Source organism: Arthrobacter sp. 05T423, assembly GCF_056396245.1.
This window is the reverse complement of sequence record NZ_JBFTLC010000043.1, coordinates 16,388-38,242: the sequence shown is the minus strand read 5'-3', so window position 1 is coordinate 38,242 and position 21,855 is coordinate 16,388. Positions and strand designations below refer to the sequence as shown.

Below are 21,855 nucleotides of genomic sequence, written 5' to 3'. Positions count from 1 at the left end.
CCCCGCATACGGCCGCGCACGTCAAGGCCGACACCACCTCCCTCGGTGACCTCCTCGGCGAGGTCACCCGGGACCTGTCCACCCTGATCCGGCAGGAAATCGAACTCGCCAAAGCCGAACTCAAACAATCCGGCACCCGCGCCGGCAAGGGCGGCGGCATGCTCGCCGGCGCCGGCGTCGCCGGGCACTTCGTGCTCCTGTTCCTCTCCATCGCCCTCTGGTACGCCCTCGGCGAACTCATGGGCCTGGGCTGGTCCGCCGTCGTCGTCGCCGTGATCTGGGCCATCATCGCCGCGATCCTCGCATCCGTGGGACGCAAGGAACTCAAAGCCATCAAAGGCATGCCCCAAACCGTCGAAACAGCCCGGGAAATCCCGCCCACCCTCAAACCGAACGGAGACCACCGATGAGTGAGAACCCGGACGCCATCCGCGCCGACATCGAAGCCACCCGCGCCCGCCTCGGCACCAACGTCGACGCCGTCGCCGACAAGGTCACCCCCTCCAACATCGTCCACCGCCAAACGGACAAGGTGAARGAMGCCGTCTTCGGARTAAAGGAMAAAGTCATGGGCACCGCAGAACACGCCACCCACAGCACCACCGGCAACCTCCACCACGCCGCCCACTCCACCGCCGGCGGCGTGCACCAGGCCACCGACGCCGCCGGGAACGCCCTCAGCACAGCCGGCGAAGCGATCGCCGACGCACCCCACCAGGTCGCCGCCAAAACCCTGGCCCAGGGCTGGAAGGAACCCGCCCAGGAAGCCATGGAAAACGTCAAGGCCACCGCCACCGACGCCGCCCAACACGTCAAGGAAGAAGGCCAAACCGCCGCCTCCGACGTCAAAGCAACCGCCACCGACGCCAAAGACCACGTCCAAGACACGTAGCCTTGGCCCGCCGTGGGACGCTGGAACGCCACATTCGCTGCCTTCGGATGTGGCGTTCCAGTACGTTCGGCCAGGCGCAGCCGGGCCTTGCCCGCCCCGCTTCCCACCCTTGTATCTCGTGTGACCCATAGGGAGTAGGCTCGAATTGGAGGCGAAGCGCCCATCAAACAGACGGGTTCCTGCGGACCACACCCCGGCGGAACAGCGCGTGCGGGGCGTTGTCGACCTCGTCGGCATCACGAGGCCGCGGGCGCGAGCCCGCGATCATTCCCGGACCTCCAGTCCGGTTTCATGCAGTGGATCGGACAACCCGGCTCCCCGTAGATCGAGGCACACGATGGCCGCCGCCAATGAGTCTGGCCAGCCGCCGGCGCAGGGGCGCATGCCCTCGCCGACGCTGGAGCAATTGCAGGATCTGTTGCTGGAAAGCCCGGGGTTTGATGATTTCCTCCTCGAGCTGGCAGTCTTCTCCGCTTCCCAGTTCGCCGCTCCGGAACCGATTATGTGCGCGATCTCGGTCGAGCGGGATGGACGGACCATCACCGTGGCCAGCAGCAGTGAAAGCGCCAGACGGATGGACGAGAAACAGTACGGCTTCGATGACGGGCCCTGCCTGACCGCCCTGCGTGAGGACCGCACTGTGCTGGTTGAGGATCTCAAAACTTCCGAAAGGTGGCACCGGTACTGGGAGGCGGTCACGGACGACGCCGTGGCTTCCATCCTGGCCGTCCCCATTGACGCCGGGCCGGACGCGGCGGCTGCACTCAACTGCTATGCCCGGAGTACCGCCGCTTTCGATGCAGCCACCATCACCGAGGCCGAAACCTACGCCTCTTCCCTGTCCCGCGTTCTCCGCCTGGCGCTCCGTGTCCACCGTTTGGCGACCCTTCCGGAAGGCTTGCATGGGGCGCTGCAGTCCAGGGCGGTCATCGATGCAGCCCTCAGCCTGGTGATGGCCCAGACCCGCGGCAGCCGCGAGGAGGCCGCTGCGGTTCTCCACCAAATGGCACTCTCCAACAAACAACAGCTGAAGCAGATTGCAACGGACATCCTCAACGGTACACAGCTTCCAAAGCAGGCAAAACGTGACGACACCACGCCGGGATGACCGGGCCAGCAGCCTCGAAACCCGTGACTATGATGGAAAGCACCTGCCGGACGTACCGCCCAGAGGGATGTTCCCGACCCCGATGAGATGTGAGGCCACCCCGTGACGCGGAAGCACCCAATGGCAGCGGAACTGCCTGAGATTTTCGCTTGGGTTTCGGGCTTTCTGCTCACGGAGCCGGTGGTTGACCGGGCGGTGGCCAGCCTCGCGCGGGCCGCGCACGAAAGCTTGGCCGGCAGCGTTGGTGCCGGCGGCACACTCATCGACGGCCAGGGCCGGCCCACCAGCACGGCCTCCACCAACAGCCTCGTACAGGAAGCCGACCGTCTGCAGTACGACCTCGGCGAAGGCCCCTGCCTCACAGCCTGGGCCAGTGCCCAGCCAGTGCTCGTGGACGATGTCCGCAGCGAGCAGCGCTGGCCGGCCTGGAGCGAGGCGAGCGCAGGCATGGGCATGCTGTCCTGCATCAGCGTTCCCCTCCTCGTGCCGGCCCTGACCGGGCACAACGGGTCCGAAGCCATCGGAGCCCTCAAAGTGTATGGCGACCGGCCGCGGGCTTTCGATGAACACAGCGAGCAGGTCCTGGCCCTCCTTGCTGGCCCTGCCGCACTCATCCTGTCCAATCTTCAGGCGCGGGAACGCGCCGCCCACCTGAGTGACGTCCTCAAGGACGCCCTGCACAGCAGGAGCCTGATTGACATGGCCAAGGGCGTGCTCATGGAACGGCTCCGGGTAGGCGAACGGGAGGCGCTGCAGGCCATGATCAGCCGCGCCCGGACAGAGGAAATCCTCCTGAGTGTTGTGGCCCACCGGATACTCGAACCCACAGCGGAATACGACGCCCGACGCCATGAACGCTGACCAGGACGGAGAGTCGCAAAGAAGCCGGACTTCCCGGGCCTTCCAGAAGTCCCAGCTCGACGTCGACAAGCTGTGGATGCACTACTTCAGTATCGGCGGCGACGCGGGGGCCATGGAGATCGAGGCCTACCTGCACGGCTCCTACATGCTGCGCGCCATCCAGCGGGACTTGCTGGACCACGCCATTTACGAACTGGGCAATTCGTTCGGGGACTGACGCGTTCATCGAGAACGGGGCCACGCCGTCGAATTCGGGGCCACGCACCGCCGTCGGACGTTAGGGCCGGTACGGCCATTTCCCCAGCTCAGCGGGCGCGCCACCTTGACGGCGCACTCGGCACGGACTAAACAATAAGTAGCCTTAGTAATTGTTGCGTCCCTGCACGAGGAGGAATTGCCATGAGTGATGAGCCAGGTAACCAGACGCCCAACACCCCCAATGTCAGCGAGACCGAACTGCGGGACATGAAGGTGGACGAGCTGCGCCAGGAGGCGAAGGACGAAAACATCAGCGGGACTTCCGGCATGCGCAAGGAGGAACTGGTGCACGAAGTTGCCAATGCCCGTTCCCAGGGCGGGGACAACAACGACGCCGGTGCTGACGCTGACGATCTGGGCGCCGGCCCGGAGGGCGGAAAGGTCCGGCACGGCGACGCCTCATCCAGCTCGCTGAAGTATTCGCAGGAGGTCACCTCCCCAGAGGACGAGCCCGAACGCGAAGGCCGCAGCCTGGCCACGACCCACCACGAGGTCATCAGGCAGTGGGCCGAAGAACGCGACGGAACCCCTGCCACTGTTGAAGGCACCGAACATGGCGACCATCTCGGCGTGCTGCGAATAGATTTTGGCGGCAACGACAGCAATCTGCGCCGCGTCAGTTGGGAGGAATGGTTCAAGACGTTTGACGGCCGCCGCCTGAATTTCATCTACCAGGAACAGCGCACGGACGGAACGCAGTCCAACTTTTTCCGTCTTGAAAACCCGGAACGTGAAGACGCCTAGGGCCCGGCGAGGCCTCCAGCTTGGGCTTCTGGCCCTGCTCATGGTTTCGGGAGGCGTTCTTTCGGGCTGCGCCGCCGAGGGAACGGGAGCCGCCGATGCGGCTGAAGCCTTCCACCGGGACATCGCCGGTTCCGACATGACTGCCGCGTGCTCGCTGCTCCAGTCCAAGACGCGGGAGGACACGGCCCGGTCCAGCGATGCCGGTACCTGCGAGAGCCAACTGAAAAAGGCTCAAGTCCCGGAACCGGGAAAGCTGCTGAGTACGGAGCAGTTCGGCCGGAACGCGTTCGTCGAGTTCGAGCACGACACCGTTTTCCTGGCCGAATCCGATGGCGGCTGGAGAGTCACGGGTGCAGGCTGCACTCCCAACGGGGAAGAAGCGCCGTACACCTGCGAAGTAGGAGGCAATTAACATGCGCTGGAGCTTTGCCCTGTATCTCATCCTGATCTTCGGCGGGCTGGCCTACATGGTCGCCGTCGGGCTTGCAAGGGGATAGTCGGACCGTGAAAAAAGCACTCAGAAACAACGGCCTCAGCCTCTTCTTCGGCCTGATCTTCCTCCTGGCCCTGCTGGGCCAGGCGCTCACCGGCCATGCCCTCTTCAACCAGGAGCAGGTGGCCTCGGGGCTGGAGGAAATCAGCCTGGGACAGTACCTGGCGTCGTCGAACTTCGCCGTGGACGTCTCGGAAAACTGGCAGTCCGAGTACCTGCAGTTCCTGCTGTACATCTTCGCTACCGTCTGGCTGGTCCAGAAGGGATCCCCCGAGTCCAAGGAACTGAATGAGCCCGGCCCGGAGTCGGACAAGGAACAGCTCGTGGGCGAGTACAGCAACGCCAAGTCGCCGAAGTGGGCTCGCGTTGCGGGCTGGCGGCGCACCCTCTACTCCAACTCGCTGGGGCTGACGATGGGGTTGATCTTCTTCCTGTCCTGGCTGGCCCAGTCCATTGCCGGAAGTAGCAATTACAACCAGGAGCAGATCAGAAACTTCCAGCAGCCCGTCAGCTGGCCGGAGTACATCGTCTCGCCGGAATTCTGGAACCGTACCCTGCAGAACTGGCAGTCCGAGTTCCTCGCCGTCGGTTCCATGGTTGTCCTGTCCATCTACCTCCGCCAGCGCGGCTCACCGGAGTCCAAGCCCGTGGGCTCGGCGCATGAGGACACTGGCACCACCGGCTAGGGGCGTCTTTGGCGGGCGCACCGCGGGCGGCGCCTGCGGCTGCGCCCAGGGCGGATCACAAACCGTCGACCGCCCAGCCTTCCTGGTAGTCCGGATGGTCCTTATACACAGCGGCGAGGGACATCAGGACATAGTCACTCGTGGCGCCAATCGCTGAGGGAACGTCGGTGACGAGCGGGACGTTGCCCAGGATCGTCCGCTTGGCCGCGCATTCTGACAGCACCCGCCCGGGGTTGAACCAGCCGACGACGGGTCCCGACGACCCCTCCATCTCCAGTCCCTTCCGGGCGTCCGCCTCGTCCTCGGCGATCCGCGCTTCCAGAAAATCGATCAGGTCGGCCATGTGAAGCCCCTCGCATTCTTCCTGTATGGGTGGATGATGTCCTTGGTGTGGCCCGTTCGTCGCGCCGGAGCAACGTCAGGCGTCCTCCTTCGGACCGTGCCGTCGCTGCGGGGCGAGCGGAACAACAACCACCGGCCGGGTCTGCCAGTGCGTAAGGTGGCCGGCCACCGAGCCGAGCAGCAGCTGCTCCAGCCGGGCACCCACGCCGCCTTCCCGGGTGCCCACAACAATGACGGAGGCATCCGCTGAATCGGCCAGCCCGCCGAGGGCACGCGCGGGCTCCCCGACAAGGGTCAGCAGCGACCAGCGGATCCCGGCCTTGCCAAGGACAGCCTGCAGGTGCTCCCTGAGAAGGGCGCTCGTGTGCTCGACGTCATCGACGGCCCCGTCCTGCACCGGGGATTGGAGGAGGTCCTGGTCGTCCCGCTCGTTGCTGAGGTAGGAGGTGATGTCCACATAGGCACAGATGAGCTTGACGTTCAGGGAGTAGGCCAGCCGGGCGGCGTTTTGCACGACGGCGGACGGCTGGCCGGGCACCACCCCAACCACCACCGGGCCGGCGATGCGCTGGGGCACGAATCCGCCCTCCCCGCCCGGGGCCACGGCCTTCCTAGCTGGCTCATTCATGAGTGCTGCCATTCCCCACTGTCCTCACGGCAGATCGACATGACTCTCATTTTCCAGCCTACTAGGACCCACTGGCACCGGCGGGCAACCTGGTGGAGGATGGGCGCATGGCGGAACGTGGAGGTCGCGCCCAGTTTGCTGTTGCCGGCTGGCTCTTCGGGTCCGTCACGGTGGTCCTGGGCGTCGTCATCCACGCGGCAACCGGGCATCCGGTGCCGGCGCTGCCGATCGTCGTCGCCACCGCCGCACTACTGAGCCTGGCCGGCACAGTCGTCACCCGCATCGGTGTTCCGAACTGGGCCCTGCTGGTGCTGGCCGGTGTAGGCCAGCAGACCGTCCACTGGGCTTTCGCGTTCTTCTCCGATCCGCTGGCCACCACGCTGGCCACGAACTTGGGCGGCGGCCACGGCCACCACGATGCCGCCGCGCAGTTCACCGGCCCCGGACTGCTGTTGGCCGGCGTGCCCACGCAGCCGCTGCATGTGCTTCTGTACGCGCACGCTGCGGCGGCCCTGCTGACCTTCCTGCTGGTTCAGCGGCTGAAAACATCGGCCCCGAAACGGTTCAGCCCGGGCGCCGCCGCGTACCCGAGGTAGGGCAGGTCGAAGGCGTCCTCAATGCTGGCCAGCAGGCTGTAGTGGTTGTACAGACGGTCCGACGTCGTACCCGCCTTGGCCAGCGGCGAGAGCACCAGCGCCCCGATCAGCCCGCCGGCGGCTCCCCCGGGCACCTCAGCATCCGCGCTTTCCTTCCCCTCGGCCTCGTCGAACGTGATGACCAGCATCCCGTCCTGTTTGAACGCCGGTGAGTCCATGATCTCCGGGACATGCTGCCGGAGCCAGGCGTCCGCCGATTCGAGGCCGCCCGGCTGCCCGTCAACGCACGGGCTGTCGTGCCCGTCGTTGCACAGGTTGGGGCTGATGTAGGACAGGTTCGGTGTGGTGGCCACGGTTTTGAGGTCGCCGGCAAGGTTGGAGAGGTCGACGTCGTTGCCCTGGCACTCGGGCGACGACGTGATCGCGGCGAAGTACACGAACGGATTGTGCCGGGTGGCGTACTGGTTGCCCTGCTGCGCAGCATGGTTCGAATCCTTCGCGCCTGGTTCCGGGTGCAGGCATGGGGTGCCCATGTCCTCCATGTAGCCCTTCCACGTTTTACCGGCCTCGTTCAGCTGGCCGGCCAGCGTCGGAACCGACCCGGGGTACAGGCAGCCGCTGCCCTGCACTTGGCCCAGTGACGTGGCGCTGCTGGAAGAAAGCGGCTCGTAAACGGGGCAGTCGCCCTCGGTGGCGGAGTTGGGGCCCTGCCCCGAGATCTGGGCAATGTAGTTGGGAAGCGAGGAGTGCCCGACTGCGTAGTACCGGGTCAGGAGCACGCCTTGCGGCTTCAGGGTCTGGGACAGGTACGGCGCCGCGGACTGGTCGTTCCAGACATCCCGGAACGATTTGTTCTCCAGGTTGATCACGAACACATGCCCCGGCTTTCCCGTCTCTGCCCCGGCAGTTGACGGCGAGGTGGAGGTTGAGGGCGAGGGCGACGGCGGCGCGCCGGCTCCGCAGCCAGCGAGCCCCGTGAGGGCAGCCACCGCGAACAGCGCACCCGGAACGAGCCGGCGGCCGCGCGGCCGGGCACTGTGCATCCGGGGAACATCAGCAGCGCTCATTGGATCCTGCCTTCTGCAGCGACGTTGGTTGGTGGTTCCTGGCTCCATGCTGGCACCGTTATCCCGGCAGCGGGATGAAGAATAGCTGGGAGTTGTTTGGGAGGGCGCACCATGCTCCTCCGGAATGCAGGCCGCTCCCATGTTAAGTTGAATCCGTGGGACAGACCTGTCCTGCACGTCAGCCTGAGAGAGCCAATCCGTGGAATCGCCTTCGCCAGTCCGAATCCTGACCGTCTGCACGGGCAACATCTGCCGTTCCCCCGTGGCGGAACGCCTGCTTCAGGCGGGTCTCGACCAGGTGCTTCCCGGCGGCTTCGAGGTGCACAGCGCCGGCACGCGCGCCCTCGTGGGCGACCCCGTCCAGCCGCTGTCCGCGGACATCATCCACACCTTCGGCGGTACGGCGGAAGGCTTCGCGGCTCGCCAGCTTTCGGGCAAGATCCTCCGGAAAGTGGACCTGGTCCTCACCATGACGTCCGGGCACCGCGGCGAGGTGCTCCAGCTGGATGCCTCCCTGCTGAAGCGCACTTTCACCATCCGCGAGTTTGCCAGGATGCTTGACGTCCTGGAGGAGCGGGACAACCAGGCACCCCCGCAGGGCGCGGGCCTCAACGGTGAACGGCTCGCGGCCAACACCAAGCTGTGGCGCAAACTTCCCGCCCGTGCCGCCTCCGTCCGGCACCTTGCTCTGGCCCCCGATGCGGCGGACAACGACGTCGTCGACCCCTACCGCCGCAGCGCCGATTACTACCGGCAGATGGAAGACGAACTGGCCCCTGCCATCATCTCCATCTTGCGTTTCGCCCGACTGAACGCCCCCTCTTAAGCCAGCCGGCCGCCGTCGTTCTCTCGGCGGACTTTTGGTGGTACGGTCCGATCATGAAATCCCGGAACGGTCCGGGAGCAGGGGGCAACGGCGACCCCGCTCCAGGCGCCAATGGCGGCGCCAATCCCAAGCGGACCATACGCAACGTAGTTTTGGCAGCGCTGCTCGGGATTGTCCTGGTGGCGGGCGGCTTCCTGTTCAGCCTGGCCCAGATCTGGAACACCCAGACCGCCAAGACGGAGATCAGCGCGGCCCCGGAAAGCCCCACCCACGCGGCAACCACGCCCTCGGCCACCAAGAAGCCGGTGCCCAAACCGGTGCAGCCCCCGCCGCCTCCTCCGCTGCCCATGAACATCCTCCTGATCGGCAGCGACCACCGGACGGGTGATGCCCCGGCACCCAATGGCCTGCCGAACCAGCGCTCGGACGTCCTCATGCTGGTCCATCTGGCCGGCGACGGGAAGCATGCCTACGGCATTTCGCTCATGCGGGACCTCTGGGTTCCGATTCCCGGGTACGGCGAAGCGAAGATCAACTCCGCGCTCGAACTGGGCGGCGTGCCCCTTGCTGTGAAAACGGTGGAGTCCCTGCTCGGGCAGAAGATCCAGCACGCCGTCATGATCGACTTCGAAGGCTTCCGGGGAATCACCGATGCGCTCGGCGGCGTGGAAGTCAACAATCCGGTGGAGTTCACCGCCGATTTCGACACGCACCAGCATTTCCCTGCCGGCGTGATCAAGCTGCAGGGCCAGCGCGCCCTCGAGTTCGTCCGCGAGCGCCACTCGTTTGCCGACGGCGACTTTACCCGGGTGGCAAACCAGCAGCTGTTCCTGCGCTCCACCCTGGCCAAGCTGCTCTCCGCGGGCACGCTGACCAACCCGGTGACGATGTACAAGCTGGTCAACACGGCGTCGAAATACATCACCGTGGACAAGGGGCTGAACGCGACCGCGCTGGCCAGCCTCGTCTACAGCATGCGGAACGTCCGGATGCAGGACGCGGTGTTCTTCACGCTTCCGACGGCGGGATTTGGAACCAGCATCGACGGACAGTCGATCATCCTGGAGGACCCGGGCGCAGCGGCTGCTGTGGGGGCGGCGCTGGGGAAGGACCGGCTGGGGCAGTACGCTGCGACCCTGGGGAAGTGAGACGCTAGGAAAAGGGGAATTTGATGAAAAAACTTCTGTGGGTCATCGTTGCCGTCGCGGTGGCGTTTTTCGTCATGGGGGCCATCATCAAAGCGGTGGCCTTCCTGCTCTGGGTGGCGCCCGTCCTCCTGCTGGCAGCGCTGCTGGTGTTCTTCCTCAACCGTTCCGGCGGCAAACGCATCCCCTGACCCTGCCCTGACGCTCTCTCACTTCCTGCTCGTTTCGGCCCGACGCTCTATCACTTCCTGCTCGTTTCGGCCCGACGCTCTATCACTTCCTGCGCGTTCCGGGTCTACGCGCTATCACCAGCTGATAGAGCGTCGCGAAAAAGGCGGCGAAATCTGAGGGAGCGTGCTGGGTCAGGCCGGGGTGATTACTCTGCTGACATTCCGGGTACGGCACTAGTAACGTGGAAAATTCGCAGGCCTAGGCTGAAACGGGAGTGCAATCGTGGGACAGAACGGAACCTCCGCTGACGGAACGCACAAGGATGCCCCGGTGCCCGCTGCCTGGACCGCCGGCGCCGTCGAACTCATCCTCATCCGGCACGGCGAGAGCCAGGGCAACGTGGCCGCCACCGACGCGACTGTTTCCGGCGCCGAGGTGATTGCGGTCCCGGCCCGTGATGCCGACGTCGAGCTTTCCTCCACAGGGCGGGAGCAGGTGACGGCCCTGGGCCGCGCGCTGGCGGCGGTCCCCGGGAACCGGCGGCCCGACGTCGTCATCTCCTCCCCGTACATGCGCGCCTACCAGACGGCGGAGATCGCCGTGGAGACGGCGGGCTGGCCCGTTCCGGTCCGCGCGGACGAGCGCCTCCGCGACCGCGAACTGGGCATATTGGACATGCTGACTGCTTTTGGCGTGGAAACCCGGTTTCCCGAGGAGGCAGAACGACGGCGGTGGCTGGGCAAGTTCTATTACCGCCCGCCGGGCGGGGAGTCCTGGGCGGACGTGGCGCTCCGGCTCCGTTCCGTGATCGGCGAACTGAACGCGCTGGGCAGCGGGCACCGGGTCATGCTGGTGTGCCACGACGCCGTCGTCATGCTGTTCCGGTACATCCTCGAGGGCATGTCGGAGCGGGAGCTTCTGGACGCGGCGGCCAGCAACCCGGTCCTGAATGCCTCGATGACGCGCTATGTGCGGCCGGAAGGTGTGGGCCCGTGGACGCTGGAGAGCTTCAACGTGGCAGACCACCTCATGGAGCAGGGTGTCGAAGTGACAGAACACGCCGGGGACGCCAATGTCCACCCGCGCTGAGTCCACAGACGCGTCCGCCAGTGCGCCCGCCGGCACCGCTGCCACGCTGATCACACCGTCCCTGCTGCGGGGCTGGCCGCTGCCCTCGGCCGGCTCGGACAAGTACTCGCGCGGCGCGGTGCTGGTGATCGGCGGTGACCGGCGCACCCCCGGTGCCGCGCTGCTCGCCGGTACGGCAGCCCTCCGTGCTGGCGCCGGCCGGGTGACCCTGGCAGTGGCGGAGTCGGTGGCGGTTCAGCTGGCCGTGGCGCTGCCGGAGGCAGGGGTGATCGGGCTGCCCCAATCGGCAGGCGGTTCGGTGGGCGATGCCGGGCTCGGCAACCTGCTCGAGGATTATGATGCTGCGGATGCCGTGCTGGTCGGCCCGGGGCTGGACGACATCGGGCAGACTGAGGCGCTGCTGCGCGGACTTCTGCGGCATGAGTCCTCCCGGGATCCGGGTCCGGGTGGTCCGACCGTAGTGCTCGATGCCTACGCCCTGGGTGCCCTCCCCCGGATGGTTGATGAACTGGCCCCGTGGGCAGGCCGGCTGATCCTCACGCCGAACCCTACCGAGGCCAGGATCCTGCTGGATCGGGAGATTGAAGATTTGGGGGCCGACGTCGTCGAGCTCGCCCGGAAGTACCGCGCGGTGGTGAGCTGCCAGGGCGTGATTGCCGGGCCTCCCGGCGTCGGCAGTCCCGACGGCGACTCTCCGGATAGCGACATCCCCGGCACCGGGGACCACTGGGAAATCACCACCGGCTATGGCGGACTGGGAACGTCAGGCAGCGGCGACATCCTGGCCGGGGCCATCGCCGGGCTCCGGGCTCGAGGCACCAGTGACGCGCAGGCCGCCTGCTGGGGCACGCATCTTCACGCAGCTGCAGGCGACAGGCTCGCCAGCCGGGTGGGCAGCCTCGGTTACCTGGCGCGGGAACTGGCCGACGAGCTGCCGCCGCTCATGATGGAACTGGGCACCTAGCTCCGCCATCGCAGCGCCCGCAAGCTCGCCCTGGCCCTGAACGATCCCCCAGTGCTCCAGGTCCTTGGACCCCTGCAGCACGGCGGAGAGAACGTCCCTGCCATAGACGGTGTCGAACCGCTCAGTCCGTCCGGTTGCCACAGGGATGGACCTCCAGGCATCCGCGTATTCGGCAGGGTTTGCCGTGCTCCCCGAGCGCACCGGGACGCGCTCCTCCGGTGCAATCGCGAGCCAGTCGGCATAGCCGTCGGTCAGGAAGTACTCCACGAACCGGCGCGCCGGTTCGTCGTCCGAATCAGCCGTCACCGTCCAGGAGGTCACCTCACCGAAGGGCGCCGGCCGCGGCCCGTCCGGCCCCTGAAGGCGGCGGCCACCCCGGTGTTCCGTGCCAGGAACAGCGGATCCTTGGCGCATTCGGGGCAGCTGGGCCGCGCGTCGGTGCGGGTGCCGGCGAGCTTGTCCAGCATTTGGGTGGGCCAGACCGCCATGGCGGCCTTGCCGGCGAAGTACGCGGACCGCACCGAATCAATGTCCTGTATGCCGGGCACGGAATAGTTCTTGAGCAGATCGCGGTAGAAGCCGAGCGCCACCACGCACTGGGGGCTGTCGAACGTAATGCGCCCCTGGTCATCGACCATCTCGCAGCTGTTGCCATGTGCAATGTGCTCGAAGGACTGCTGCGTGAACGCCTGTCCGGTCTTATTGGCCGCGACAATTCCTGCCAGCGCCGGGGAATTTAGCTTCCTGGCCGCCGCAACAATGTCCGCATACGTCGTCGGTGCCTTCAGGCCGGCCTTGGCGAAGAGGTCCTTGCGGTAGTAAATCAGCTGCTGCCAGGCCGAGCCCGGAACGGCCAGCTGCTGGCCGCCGTCGCGCGTCAGTTCCAGCGCCCGGGCGGTCCACGTTTGTTCCCCGAGGCTTTGCACTATGGCCTCGTTTGTCTTGTAGTCGATGTGGCCGGAGGCCGCCATGGTCCGGACCTGCCCCAGCGACAGGGAAGCAACCACGTCAGGAAGGTCACCGGAGGCGGCCGAGGACGTCAGCACCTGGTTGAAGCGGTGCGGGGCACGCCCACGAGGTCAGCCTTCACCCCGGTGGCGGCGGAGAAATCATCGATGGCGACACGCAGTTTGGCCATGCGGTCCGGAAGCGTCTCGGTGGTCCAGACCGTGATGTTGTGGTGGTCGGCGTCCTGGGTAGGCGCAGCCGGGCCGCCGTTGCCCGGCGTGCAGGACACCAAAAAGGCCGCCGCCAAGGTCATTGCCGCTAGAACGCCCACCCTGACCTGGCCTCTGGTCCTATTCACCTGGCGCTCCTGCCATACGGTGCCCGCAGCATGGACGCACGCCGGGCGATTAACCCCGCGTACAACTAGGAGACCTGTGTGACACAGGGTATCCAAATGCCGCTTGGCTGTCAGTAGAGCATGGCTACTGGCAACTGATCCTGCACATGAAGGGACGGCCTCCGCTCGATGAGCCGGAGACCGTCCGCGAGAGGATCCGGATGCTGCTGCCGTGCGCTGTTTGGCGCGGTGGCGTGCTCCCGGGCTAACCGCCCTTTCTGGCAGCCAAATTAAAGCCCCGGGTCCTCCCGTTCATCACCAGCCGCGTCGGCTGGCTGTAGATGTTTTATAGCACCGGCCACGCCCCGCCACAAGTGTTCCGGCGGGTTTTTTTACCGAATTCCGTGCCCGTTTGGGCGGGAAATTCACAGCGTACGACGGTGGCTGGACGGCTCTTCCGGCGGCGTCCCCGCCGCCGCGGGTGCTATTGCTTGGCTTGGCGACCCGGGAGTATTTTAAGCGTGGGATTGAGCTCAAGCAGCAGGGCACCGATGCCCCCTAACCAGGAGCACGTCAATGACGACTATCTCCAACGCCCACCTGCCTGGCGAAGCGCAGCGCCCCTCTGGCGACCCCCTGTGGTGTTCCCAATGCCAGACCGATGAGCACCTGATAGTAGAGTCGATCGAGGCCCTGCATCCCAATCAGGACGGCATGGTGGACGTGTCGTATACCTGCGTGGAATGCGACCGCTTCTATGCCCACCCGGCTGGCGTCCACGAGGTGGCAGGCGTGCTGAACCGCCACGGCCAGGTGATGGGGGTGCTGCAGTTTGGCGGCGAATACTTCCATTGCGGCACGCCGATGGCCTCGGTGAGCTCGGGCACCAGCAGCATCAACGGCTCGGAGCTGGGCAGGCGCCGCACCATCCACGACGTGCAACTGCCCACCCGCCTGCTGCGCTGCGGCTGCGGCTTCCAGATGGAAGTGCCTGACTGACCCTGGTTGCCAGGCAGCGGCGGCAGGCCGACGACGCGCCAGGAAGCACCCCCGGGGACCGGTGGGCGCTCGTGGCAGTTCATCTGCTACCAAGCCGTCTCAGGCGGCGGCTCCTCCGACTGAACTTTTGCCGATCCAAAACGGTGAATTCGCAGCGCCTGCGTGGGCGGGCTCGGGTTCAGCGGCCTCGGTGGGCGAAATCTGGGCGTCGGGATATGCCTGCTGCGGTCGGTCCCCGTAATAGCGGGCGAGCCAGCGGCAAAGCGCGTCGGGGCCGGGAAACAGCACGCGTTCCGTGACGTTCGCCTGATCCAAGTGGTTCCGGATTTCGGTGGTGAACAGGCCGTGGCCCAGCGGCGGCAAAATGCAGGGCGACGTACGGGGAGGTGCTGCTCCAGACCGCCTCTTGGACTGACGCCAACAAGTTACAAAGGGTACTTATCTCCAGATACTAATCATGCTTACTATATTTATGCCAGCACTCGACGACCGCAGGAGAATCTATGCGAAGACTGCTCGCCACTCTCACCGCCGTACTCGCCCTTGCCGGTTCCGCACTTTCGCTTGCCGTGCCATCCGCGGCCGCCGCAGGGTCCGCTGTGACTGCGGCCCAGGCTGTCGCGGTTCAAGCCGGGACGCCCGCGCCCACCGGCACCTCGTCACCGTCCGCAACCCCGTCCGAACCTCCAGCCAATCCAGGCACAGGTGAACCAGCCGAGTCCGAAGCCAACCGCCTCAACTACGCCCCGTACGTTATCGCCGCGGTACTGATCATCACCCTCGTCATCATCTTTGTCTGGCGACGCCGCCGCGGGAACAAAACCGTGGTCTAAGCGCCGCCGACAACGGGATTCCTTTCCCTAACAAAGTCAACACCCGCTTCATCCGATTCCAAATCCCGAATCCAAATAAGGAGTAGGCGCCATGACCACCATGAACAGCGCGGCCGGTGCAAGGTCGCGGCTGTAACGGGCCGCTCAGGCCGCCGGGGCAGTATTCGTGCTCCTCGGCATCCTGGGATTCATTCCCGGCATCACCTCTAACTACGCGACGCTGGGAATGGCCGGTCCCGCCTCCGATGCGCTGCTCCTGGGCGTCTTCCAGGTATCCATCCTGCATAACATCGTGCACCTGCTTTTCGGCGTGGCCGGCCTGCTCATGGGACGGACGCCGGGACAGGCAAGGGCCTACCTGCTGTACGGCGGAGCCATCTATCTGGTCCTGTGGCTGTATGGCCTGCTGATTGGCCACGAGACCGCGGCGAACTTCGTTCCGGTCAACACTGCCGACAACTGGCTGCACTTCCTGCTGGGCGTTGCCATGATCGGGCTAGCCCTGGTGCTGTCCCGCGACACTCGAAGGGTCCACGGTCCCGCCACGGGTCGTTAAAGCCCTGGGTCATTAAATTAGTAAACCTTTTGCGGGGGTGCCGCAGGCGCTATCCTGATGCCGTCGGTTCTGTGAACCGCTCGGTCCTGCCGGCACCCTCGCACCAAGCGGGGCGTAGAAGCGCGACGCCGGGGAGTGGCAGACGATGACCGCATATCAGCAACCAGCAAGCACCACCGCCAGCGAGGCTCCCGCTGTTGTGCCCCGCCGAAAAGGCAACATGGTGGTCAAGTGGATCACCTCGACTGACCACAAGACCATCGGGTACATGTACCTGATCGCGTCCTTCGTGTTCTTCTGCCTCGGCGGGATCATGGCGCTGCTCATCCGCGCCGAGCTCTTCGAGCCTGGTCTGCAGATCGTGGCCACCAAAGAGCAGTACAACCAGCTGTTCACCATGCACGGCACAGTCATGCTGCTCATGTTCGCCACGCCGCTCTTCGCCGGGTTCACCAACGTGATCATGCCCCTGCAGATCGGCGCACCGGACGTCGCGTTCCCCCGGCTGAACGCGCTGGCCTTCTGGTTCTTCCTGTTCGGCTCCACGATTGCGGTCTCCGGCTTCATCACGCCGCAGGGATCGGCCTCCTTCGGATGGACGGCGTACGCGCCCCTAAACAACACCACGTTCACACCGGGCATCGGCGGTGACCTATGGGTGTTCGGCCTGGCATTGTCCGGGTTCGGCACCATTCTGGGCGCGGTCAACTTCATCACCACGATCGTCTGCATGCGGGCCCCGGGCATGACCATGTGGCGCATGCCGATCTTCACGTGGAACACGTTCATCACCTCGGTCCTGGTGCTGATGGCGTTCCCGCCGCTGGCCGCAGCACTGTTCGGCGTCGGCGCGGACAGGCGCTTCGGGGCCCACATTTACGACCCCGAGAACGGCGGGGCGATCCTGTGGCAGCACCTGTTCTGGTTCTTCGGCCACCCCGAGGTGTACATCATCGCGCTGCCGTTCTTCGGCATCGTGTCCGAAATCTTCCCGGTCTTCAGCCGCAAGCCGATTTTCGGCTACAAAGGCCTGGTCTACGCGACCATTGCGATCGCCGCCCTGTCAGCCACGGTCTGGGCGCACCACATGTACGTCACCGGCTCCGTGCTGCTGCCGTTCTTTGCGCTGATGACCATGTTCATTGCAGTCCCCACCGGTGTGAAGTTCTTCAACTGGATCGGCACGTTGTGGGGCGGTTCACTGACGTTCGAGACTCCGATGCTGTGGAGCATCGGCTTCCTCATCACGTTCCTCTTCGGAGGCCTCACCGGCATCATCCTGGCGTCCCCGCCGCTGGACTTCCACGTCTCCGACACCTACTTCGTGGTGGCCCACTTCCACTACGTGGTGTTCGGCACCGTGGTGTTCGCCATGTTCGCCGGCTTCTACTTCTGGTGGCCCAAGTGGACAGGCAAGATGCTCAACGAACGCCTCGGCAAGATCCACTTCTGGATGCTCCTTGTGGGCTTCCACGCGACGTTCCTAATCCAGCACTGGCTCGGCGTTGAAGGCATGCCCCGCCGCTACGCCGACTACCTGCCGCAGGATAACTTCACGGCCATGAACCAGTTCTCCACATTCGGGTCCTTCCTGCTGGGCGCGTCGCTGATTCCGTTCTTCTGGAATGTCTTCATCACGGCCCGCAGCACGGAAAGGGTGGAAGTGGACGATCCGTGGGGCTTCGGAGCTTCCCTGGAATGGGCCACGTCCTGCCCGCCGCCGCGGCACAACTTCACCTCGCTGCCGCGGATCCGCTCGGAGCGCCCGGCCCTGGACCTGCACCATCCCGAGCTGCGCGTCCGTGAGCACGAGGCCGTGCATTCGCCGGCCGCGAGCGCACTGGGAGCTGCGGACATCGGCGAGCGCGACGTGCGCGATCCGAACCCGGACCGCTAAACGGGCAGCCGCCAGCAAACACCTCCGACGCAGAGCCACCTCCGGCGCACAGACTGAGGCCCCGGACTCCTTGGGGAGTCCGGGGCCTCAGTACGCTGGCGAAACTGTGCCTATTTCAGATGACTAGCGGCGCACTCAAGCAGCCGCGGCGACCGGGATGCGGCGGGCTCCAGCGGCCCTGCCGCCGTCGGCCGCGGCCAGGACGCGGACGTTGCATTCGGACTGCTGCGGATCGATGGAGCGCGGCAGGTGGTGCGTTTTGGAGCATTCCCGCAGCTGTTCAAGTGCGACGGGCTCGACACGGGCGTGGCTGACATCGACGACGAGCTGCAGGCCCTCACGGAGGTGATTGGCGCGTTTCATAACAACGTAAAGAGCTTGAATGCTTTGGGCGGTTACGTGGCCCTGGGCGGCGACCTGAGCTTCACCGCAGTCGAGGTCCACGCGGACCAGTACCTTGAGCTTCTGATTCAAAACTTCTCCCCTCATGCACGGCCGCGACGCTGCGACCGGAACTAACCCTAGCTTGCATGTGACTCAGGTAACAGGAAAATTTTGAATGTTGCAGAAATGGGACATTCAGCGACCGTGCCGTTCCGGCCCGGATACGGCTTGGACCCCAGGACGGGTGCATGGTCCGGGGATGCGTGGAATACAGCGTCCCCGGACCATGTCGGCCTCCTCACGTGTCCGACGACGGCGGAGGGTCAGGCAGGCAGCCTCAGCTGCGGGTCGGGTCTGGGCGAAGCGGTTCGGGCCCGGGGTCCGGCACCGGAAGCGGGCCCGGCGGTTCGGGCGTGGGAATAGGATTCGGCGGTGCGGGGCGGGACGGGTCCGGCCGCATCGGGTCGGGGCCGGGCTCCGGCGGGAACGGCTCTGGTTCATGCACTGGCGGGATGGTCATGCTTCCCCCTCGAAGGATCTTGTGGGTTCCTTATTGCTGGCGCGAGTTCAGGATACGCCCGGCGCCGGAGAGGGGACAGGGTCCCGCCGCGCCTGCGAGGAGCGCCGAAAAGCCAGCCTCTCCCCCGGTAGCGAACGGCGGCCCAAATGTCAGAGCAGCTCTATATATTGAGGGAATGACCCACACTCCCCTGCAGCAACCCGCAAGCTCGTCCGCCGCTGCCGCTCCCCGGCCGCCCGTCGCCAAGAGGGTGCCCACCGAGCGCACGCACCACGGGGACACGTTCGTAGACCACTACGAGTGGCTGCGGGACAAGGAGTCTGAGGAGGTAGTGGCGCACCTGAAGGCAGAGAACGCCTACCAGGAAGCCCTCACGGCGCATCAGGGACCCCTGCGCGAGGAGATCTTCCAGGAGATCAAGGGCCGCACCAAAGAGACAGACCTGTCTGTTCCGAACCGCAAGGACGGCTGGTGGTACTTCAGCCGGTCAGTCGAGGGCAAGGAGTACGGCATCCAGTGCCGGGTCCGCGCCCAGGACACGGGCAACCCGGTGGCGGACTGGACTCCCCCGGCGGTAGAGGCCGGCATCGAAATTCCCGGCGAGGAAGTCCTGCTGGACGGCAACGTCGAAGCCGAAGGTAAGCCGTTCTTTTCCGTGGGCGGCACGGCCGTCACCATCGATGGAAACCTCTATGCCTATGCAGTGGACAACGCAGGCGACGAGCGGTTCACGCTGCGGATCAAGGACCTGCGGACCGGCGAACTGCTGCCGGATGTCATCGAGAACGTCTTTTATGGAGTCTCCTTCTCCCCGGACGGCACCCGCATCTTCTACACCGTGGTGGATGAGTCCTGGCGGCCGTACCAGGTCAAGGCCCACATCTTGGGCACGCCGGTCACCGACGATGAGGTGATTTACCAGGAGGACGACGCCGCCATGTGGCTGGGCTTCGAGCTCTCCTCCGACCGGCGTCACCTCGTGCTTGGCATCGGCTGCTCCGAGTACAGCGAGACGCGCCTGCTGCGCTTTGACGATCCCGGCGCCGGCCTGTCCACGGTCATTTCCCGCAATGAACGCGTGCTTTATGAGGCCGAGCCGTTCCTCCTCGAGGGGCCGGACGGGCAGAAAACTGAACGCATCCTCATCACCAACAACCGCAACGCCGTGAACTCGATGGTCTCGCTGGTGGACCCGGCCGAGCTGTCCAAGCCGCTGGCGGAGCAGCACTGGACTACCGTCGTCGAACATTCCGACGACGTCCGGGTCAACAGCGCGGGCGTCACCGCCACCCACCTCGTGGTCTCGATCCGGAAGGACACCATCGAGCGCGTCCAGGTGATGTCGCTTTCCGGTCTGGGGACCGTTGCCCAACAGGCGCCGGTGGAGCCCGCCTTTGACGAGGAGCTGTACACCGCGGGCGTTGGCGGCTCCGACTACCAGGCACCCGTGATCCGGCTGGGCTACACGTCCTACTTCACGCCGTCGCGCGTGTACGACTTTGTCCTGCCCACGCCCGAGCGGCCGGCCGGCGAACTGCTGCTGCGCAAGGAAAGCCCCGTCCTCGGCGGCTACGATGGCTCGGACTACGTGGCCACGAGGGAATGGGCCGAGGCCGCCGACGGCACCCGGGTCCCCCTGTCCGTGCTGCGTCACAAAGCCGTCAAGCACGACTCGACGGCGGCCGGACTGGTCTATGGCTACGGCTCGTATGAGCTGAGCATGGACCCGGGCTTCGGCATCGCCCGGCTTTCGCTGCTGGACCGCGGAATAGTGTTTGTCATCGCCCACATCCGTGGAGGCGGCGAACTCGGCCGCCACTGGTACGAGGACGGCAAGAAGCTCAGCAAGAAAAACACGTTCACGGACTTCATCGCGGCCACAGACTGGCTGGCGCAGTCCGGCTGGGTGGCTCCGGACCGGATCGCCGCGCTGGGCGGATCGGCTGGCGGTCTGCTCATGGGTGCGGTGGCCAACCTCGCCCCGGAGAAGTACGCCGCGATTGTGGCGCAGGTTCCGTTCGTGGACGCGCTGAACTCCATCCTGGACCCGGAGCTGCCGCTGTCGGCCCTCGAGTGGGAGGAGTGGGGCAACCCCATCACCGATCCCACGGTGTATGAGTACATGAAGTCGTACACGCCGTATGAGAACGTCCGCGACGTGGCGTACCCGAAGATCGCTGCGGTCACGTCCTTCAATGACACCCGCGTGCTCTACGTGGAGCCGGCCAAGTGGGTGCAGGAACTCCGCAACAAGACCACAGGCAGCGAGCCGATCCTCATGAAGATCGAAATGGACGGCGGCCACGGCGGCGCTTCCGGCCGCTATGTGCAGTGGCGCGAGCGGGCGTGGGACTACGGCTTCATCGCGGATTCCCTCGGGGCCACGGAACTGCTGCCCGGCGCCGGGCTCAAGTAGGGCGTTCCGGGGCTTCTGTCTTTGGTGCGCGCTCATTGCCGCGCCGTCGTTTTGCCAAGATTGGCCGCCTACGATCCTTTCTGGGCGGCCATTTTTGGCGAATCGGCGCGAGGGGCTGCCCGGTGGCCCGCGTCGCAGGGATCCCGGCCCGTTCCGTGCCCGGTATTTCCAGAAAATAGTAATCCTGCTTACTATTGACGGGCATACGGGCTCGGTGCACCTGTCCGCTGGGGGCGGGGAATCCGGCGCCGGAACTGGAGCATCGCGTGAGCAATGAACAGGGATTGACCCCGCTTTCCGACGACGAACTGAATGCTCAGGCGGGCACTGCCCTGCCGGACAAGGAAGTCGCGTCCGTACTCGACCTCAACGCCGACCTCGACCTGGGCATCAACACGGCTGCGCCGATCGACCTCGCCGTGGCGGCCAACGCGAACGTCGCGGCCCCGATCGATGCTGCGGCCTCGGCCAACATCCTGTCGGCCGGGTCGGAATCGCAGGCCCTCGCCGACCAGGGCGTCATCATCGACCAGGGAATCACCGCCAACGCCTCGGCTGACTCCATCCAGGACAGCACCCTCACCCAGGGCACTGACGGCGGAACCGCAGACGGCGGAACTGCCGACGGCGGAACTGCCGACGGTGGAACTGCTGACGGCGGAACTGCCGACGCCGCGGGCACCGGCACCGCTGCAACCGGGACCGAAGCAGCTAACGCCGAAGCTCTCCCGGACGGCACGCTTCCCGGCGGGACCCTCCCCGACGCGGGGGTCGATGCCCTTCCCGGCGGGACCCTCCCGGACGCGGGGGCCGGCGCCCTTCCCGTGGATCCGGCAACTGCCCTCGACGGGGACCTGCTCAACGTCAACGTAGACCTCGCGGCCGACGCCGACATCGCCGCCCCGATCAACGGAGCCGTGGCCGCGAACGCCAACGTCGCCGCTCCCATCGACGCCGCAGTTGCAGCCAACATCGGCTCGATCGACAGCGATTCCTTCGCCGTGGCCCAGCAGGACGCCATCATCACCCAGGACATCGACGGCGAGGCCACCGCATCGGCAGATCAGCAGTCAGATCTGCAGCAGTAGTTCCTGA

Annotated in this window: 25 protein-coding genes and 1 pseudogene; 20 read left to right on the top strand and 6 right to left on the bottom strand. The window is 65.7% G+C overall.

The window, feature by feature from the left end:
• From AC1DFE_RS22000 to AC1DFE_RS21965, 8 genes are all read left to right on the top strand, one after another.
• Window positions 1-410: phage holin family protein (locus AC1DFE_RS22000; RefSeq protein ID WP_476907976.1), on the top strand; the 410-nt coding region annotated here is incomplete at its 5' end.
• Window positions 407-892, top strand: a complete 486-nt coding sequence (locus tag AC1DFE_RS21995) for a DUF3618 domain-containing protein (RefSeq protein ID WP_476907975.1) — start codon at window positions 407-409, stop codon at window positions 890-892. The genes AC1DFE_RS22000 and AC1DFE_RS21995, both read left to right, overlap by 4 nt.
• 337 nt (window positions 893-1,229) lie before the next feature.
• Window positions 1,230-2,000, top strand: a complete 771-nt coding sequence (locus AC1DFE_RS21990) for a GAF and ANTAR domain-containing protein (protein WP_476907974.1) — start codon at window positions 1,230-1,232, stop codon at window positions 1,998-2,000.
• Between the two features lie 120 nt (window positions 2,001-2,120).
• Window positions 2,121-2,861 carry a GAF and ANTAR domain-containing protein gene (locus tag AC1DFE_RS21985; RefSeq protein WP_476907973.1) on the top strand — a complete coding sequence of 247 codons (741 nt, stop codon included), beginning with the start codon at window positions 2,121-2,123 and terminating at the stop codon, window positions 2,859-2,861.
• On the top strand, window positions 2,851-3,078 hold the full coding sequence (locus AC1DFE_RS21980) for a hypothetical protein (protein ID WP_476907972.1): 228 nt from the start codon (window positions 2,851-2,853) through the stop codon (window positions 3,076-3,078). The genes AC1DFE_RS21985 and AC1DFE_RS21980 overlap by 11 nt, the downstream gene beginning before the upstream one ends.
• 182 nt (window positions 3,079-3,260) lie before the next feature.
• On the top strand, window positions 3,261-3,863 hold the full coding sequence (locus AC1DFE_RS21975; protein WP_476907971.1) for a Rho termination factor N-terminal domain-containing protein: 603 nt from the start codon (window positions 3,261-3,263) through the stop codon (window positions 3,861-3,863).
• Window positions 3,850-4,275, top strand: coding sequence for a hypothetical protein (locus AC1DFE_RS21970; protein WP_476907970.1), 426 nt, complete (start codon window positions 3,850-3,852; stop codon window positions 4,273-4,275). Before AC1DFE_RS21975 ends, AC1DFE_RS21970 begins: the two co-directional genes overlap by 14 nt.
• Before the next feature lie 92 nt (window positions 4,276-4,367).
• Window positions 4,368-5,042 (top strand): DUF6766 family protein, encoded by a 675-nt coding sequence (locus tag AC1DFE_RS21965; protein WP_476907969.1) that lies wholly within the window; start codon window positions 4,368-4,370, stop codon window positions 5,040-5,042.
• A 55-nt stretch (window positions 5,043-5,097) separates the two neighbouring features.
• Here the strand turns inward: AC1DFE_RS21965 and AC1DFE_RS21960 are convergent, their stop codons facing one another.
• Window positions 5,098-5,385 carry a DUF6221 family protein gene (locus AC1DFE_RS21960; RefSeq protein WP_476907968.1) on the bottom strand — a complete coding sequence of 96 codons (288 nt, stop codon included), beginning with the start codon at window positions 5,383-5,385 and terminating at the stop codon, window positions 5,098-5,100.
• Window positions 5,386-5,460: 75 nt separating this feature from the next.
• Entirely contained in the window at window positions 5,461-6,012 is a 552-nt protein-coding gene (locus AC1DFE_RS21955; protein WP_476907967.1) for a universal stress protein, read from the bottom strand.
• Between the two features lie 107 nt (window positions 6,013-6,119).
• Here AC1DFE_RS21955 and AC1DFE_RS21950 point away from each other — a divergent pair, with 107 nt between their 5' ends.
• Window positions 6,120-6,608: a hypothetical protein gene (locus tag AC1DFE_RS21950; protein ID WP_476907966.1), complete on the top strand. Its 489-nt coding sequence runs from the start codon at window positions 6,120-6,122 to the stop codon at window positions 6,606-6,608.
• On the opposite strand, the gene AC1DFE_RS21945 is transcribed toward AC1DFE_RS21950, so the two are convergent.
• Window positions 6,545-7,675, bottom strand: a complete 1,131-nt coding sequence (locus AC1DFE_RS21945) for an alkaline phosphatase family protein (protein ID WP_476907965.1) — start codon at window positions 7,673-7,675, stop codon at window positions 6,545-6,547. The two genes, AC1DFE_RS21950 and AC1DFE_RS21945, sit on opposite strands and share 64 nt — an antisense overlap.
• A 199-nt stretch (window positions 7,676-7,874) precedes the next feature.
• Here AC1DFE_RS21945 and AC1DFE_RS21940 point away from each other — a divergent pair, with 199 nt between their 5' ends.
• From AC1DFE_RS21940 to AC1DFE_RS21920, 5 genes are all read left to right on the top strand, one after another.
• Complete coding sequence (locus tag AC1DFE_RS21940) at window positions 7,875-8,501, top strand: arsenate reductase/protein-tyrosine-phosphatase family protein (protein ID WP_476907964.1); 627 nt, start codon at window positions 7,875-7,877, stop codon at window positions 8,499-8,501.
• Between the two features lie 53 nt (window positions 8,502-8,554).
• On the top strand, window positions 8,555-9,649 hold the full coding sequence (locus AC1DFE_RS21935; protein WP_476907963.1) for an LCP family protein: 1,095 nt from the start codon (window positions 8,555-8,557) through the stop codon (window positions 9,647-9,649).
• Window positions 9,650-9,672: 23 nt separating this feature from the next.
• The gene (locus AC1DFE_RS21930) at window positions 9,673-9,837 is read left to right on the top strand and encodes a hypothetical protein (RefSeq protein WP_476907962.1); all 165 of its coding nucleotides are present in this window, start codon (window positions 9,673-9,675) and stop codon (window positions 9,835-9,837) included.
• Window positions 9,838-10,147: 310 nt separating this feature from the next.
• Window positions 10,148-10,906 carry a histidine phosphatase family protein gene (locus AC1DFE_RS21925; protein ID WP_476907979.1) on the top strand — a complete coding sequence of 253 codons (759 nt, stop codon included), beginning with the start codon at window positions 10,148-10,150 and terminating at the stop codon, window positions 10,904-10,906.
• Window positions 10,890-11,870 (top strand): NAD(P)H-hydrate dehydratase, encoded by a 981-nt coding sequence (locus AC1DFE_RS21920; protein ID WP_476907961.1) that lies wholly within the window; start codon window positions 10,890-10,892, stop codon window positions 11,868-11,870. The genes AC1DFE_RS21925 and AC1DFE_RS21920 overlap by 17 nt, the downstream gene beginning before the upstream one ends.
• 317 nt (window positions 11,871-12,187) lie before the next feature.
• Here the strand turns inward: AC1DFE_RS21920 and AC1DFE_RS21915 are convergent, their stop codons facing one another.
• Both AC1DFE_RS21915 and AC1DFE_RS21910 read right to left on the bottom strand, forming a co-directional pair.
• Window positions 12,188-12,877, bottom strand: a complete 690-nt coding sequence (locus AC1DFE_RS21915; RefSeq protein ID WP_476907960.1) for an ABC transporter substrate-binding protein — start codon at window positions 12,875-12,877, stop codon at window positions 12,188-12,190.
• A 32-nt stretch (window positions 12,878-12,909) separates the two neighbouring features.
• The gene (locus AC1DFE_RS21910; RefSeq protein ID WP_476907959.1) at window positions 12,910-13,176 is read right to left on the bottom strand and encodes a hypothetical protein; all 267 of its coding nucleotides are present in this window, start codon (window positions 13,174-13,176) and stop codon (window positions 12,910-12,912) included.
• A 555-nt stretch (window positions 13,177-13,731) separates the two neighbouring features.
• Here AC1DFE_RS21910 and AC1DFE_RS21905 point away from each other — a divergent pair.
• The 4 genes and pseudogenes from AC1DFE_RS21905 (at window position 13,732) to ctaD (ending at window position 17,440) form a co-directional block, all read left to right on the top strand.
• Window positions 13,732-14,154 (top strand): hypothetical protein, encoded by a 423-nt coding sequence (locus AC1DFE_RS21905; protein ID WP_476907958.1) that lies wholly within the window; start codon window positions 13,732-13,734, stop codon window positions 14,152-14,154.
• Between the two features lie 503 nt (window positions 14,155-14,657).
• On the top strand, window positions 14,658-14,987 hold the full coding sequence (locus AC1DFE_RS21900) for a LuxR family transcriptional regulator (RefSeq protein ID WP_476907957.1): 330 nt from the start codon (window positions 14,658-14,660) through the stop codon (window positions 14,985-14,987).
• A 91-nt stretch (window positions 14,988-15,078) separates the two neighbouring features.
• Window positions 15,079-15,543 (top strand): annotated as a pseudogene (locus AC1DFE_RS21895) (DUF4383 domain-containing protein).
• 145 nt (window positions 15,544-15,688) lie between these two features.
• Entirely contained in the window at window positions 15,689-17,440 is a 1,752-nt protein-coding gene (gene ctaD / locus AC1DFE_RS21890) for an aa3-type cytochrome oxidase subunit I (protein WP_476907956.1), read from the top strand.
• Between the two features lie 135 nt (window positions 17,441-17,575).
• Here the strand turns inward: ctaD and AC1DFE_RS21885 are convergent, their stop codons facing one another.
• Window positions 17,576-17,914 (bottom strand): hypothetical protein, encoded by a 339-nt coding sequence (locus AC1DFE_RS21885; RefSeq protein WP_476907955.1) that lies wholly within the window; start codon window positions 17,912-17,914, stop codon window positions 17,576-17,578.
• Window positions 17,915-18,519: 605 nt separating this feature from the next.
• On the opposite strand from AC1DFE_RS21885, the gene AC1DFE_RS21880 reads away from it, so the two are divergent.
• Both AC1DFE_RS21880 and AC1DFE_RS21875 read left to right on the top strand, forming a co-directional pair.
• Complete coding sequence (locus AC1DFE_RS21880) at window positions 18,520-20,760, top strand: S9 family peptidase (protein WP_476907954.1); 2,241 nt, start codon at window positions 18,520-18,522, stop codon at window positions 20,758-20,760.
• A gap of 266 nt (window positions 20,761-21,026) precedes the next feature.
• Window positions 21,027-21,848 (top strand): peptidoglycan-binding protein, encoded by an 822-nt coding sequence (locus AC1DFE_RS21875; RefSeq protein ID WP_476907953.1) that lies wholly within the window; start codon window positions 21,027-21,029, stop codon window positions 21,846-21,848.
• The last annotated feature ends 7 nt before the right edge of the window (window positions 21,849-21,855 follow it).

Excerpts from the sequence above, each read along its gene's own strand:
- AC1DFE_RS21990 (WP_476907974.1), top strand. The coding sequence starts at position 1,230 with ATGGCCGCCGCCAATGAGTCTGGCCAGCCGCCGGCGCAGGGGCGCATG.
- AC1DFE_RS21985 (WP_476907973.1), top strand. The coding sequence starts at position 2,121 with ATGGCAGCGGAACTGCCTGAGATTTTCGCTTGGGTTTCGGGCTTTCTG.
- AC1DFE_RS21980 (WP_476907972.1), top strand. The coding sequence starts at position 2,851 with ATGAACGCTGACCAGGACGGAGAGTCGCAAAGAAGCCGGACTTCCCGG.
- AC1DFE_RS21975 (WP_476907971.1), top strand. The coding sequence starts at position 3,261 with ATGAGTGATGAGCCAGGTAACCAGACGCCCAACACCCCCAATGTCAGC.
- AC1DFE_RS21960 (WP_476907968.1), bottom strand. The coding sequence starts at position 5,385 with ATGGCCGACCTGATCGATTTTCTGGAAGCGCGGATCGCCGAGGACGAG.
- AC1DFE_RS21955 (WP_476907967.1), bottom strand. The coding sequence starts at position 6,012 with ATGAATGAGCCAGCTAGGAAGGCCGTGGCCCCGGGCGGGGAGGGCGGA.
- AC1DFE_RS21950 (WP_476907966.1), top strand. The coding sequence starts at position 6,120 with ATGGCGGAACGTGGAGGTCGCGCCCAGTTTGCTGTTGCCGGCTGGCTC.
- AC1DFE_RS21945 (WP_476907965.1), bottom strand. The coding sequence starts at position 7,675 with ATGAGCGCTGCTGATGTTCCCCGGATGCACAGTGCCCGGCCGCGCGGC.
- AC1DFE_RS21935 (WP_476907963.1), top strand. The coding sequence starts at position 8,555 with ATGAAATCCCGGAACGGTCCGGGAGCAGGGGGCAACGGCGACCCCGCT.
- AC1DFE_RS21930 (WP_476907962.1), top strand. The coding sequence starts at position 9,673 with ATGAAAAAACTTCTGTGGGTCATCGTTGCCGTCGCGGTGGCGTTTTTC.
- AC1DFE_RS21920 (WP_476907961.1), top strand. The coding sequence starts at position 10,890 with ATGTCCACCCGCGCTGAGTCCACAGACGCGTCCGCCAGTGCGCCCGCC.
- AC1DFE_RS21905 (WP_476907958.1), top strand. The coding sequence starts at position 13,732 with ATGACGACTATCTCCAACGCCCACCTGCCTGGCGAAGCGCAGCGCCCC.
- AC1DFE_RS21900 (WP_476907957.1), top strand. The coding sequence starts at position 14,658 with ATGCGAAGACTGCTCGCCACTCTCACCGCCGTACTCGCCCTTGCCGGT.
- ctaD (WP_476907956.1), top strand. The coding sequence starts at position 15,689 with ATGACCGCATATCAGCAACCAGCAAGCACCACCGCCAGCGAGGCTCCC.
- AC1DFE_RS21880 (WP_476907954.1), top strand. The coding sequence starts at position 18,520 with ATGACCCACACTCCCCTGCAGCAACCCGCAAGCTCGTCCGCCGCTGCC.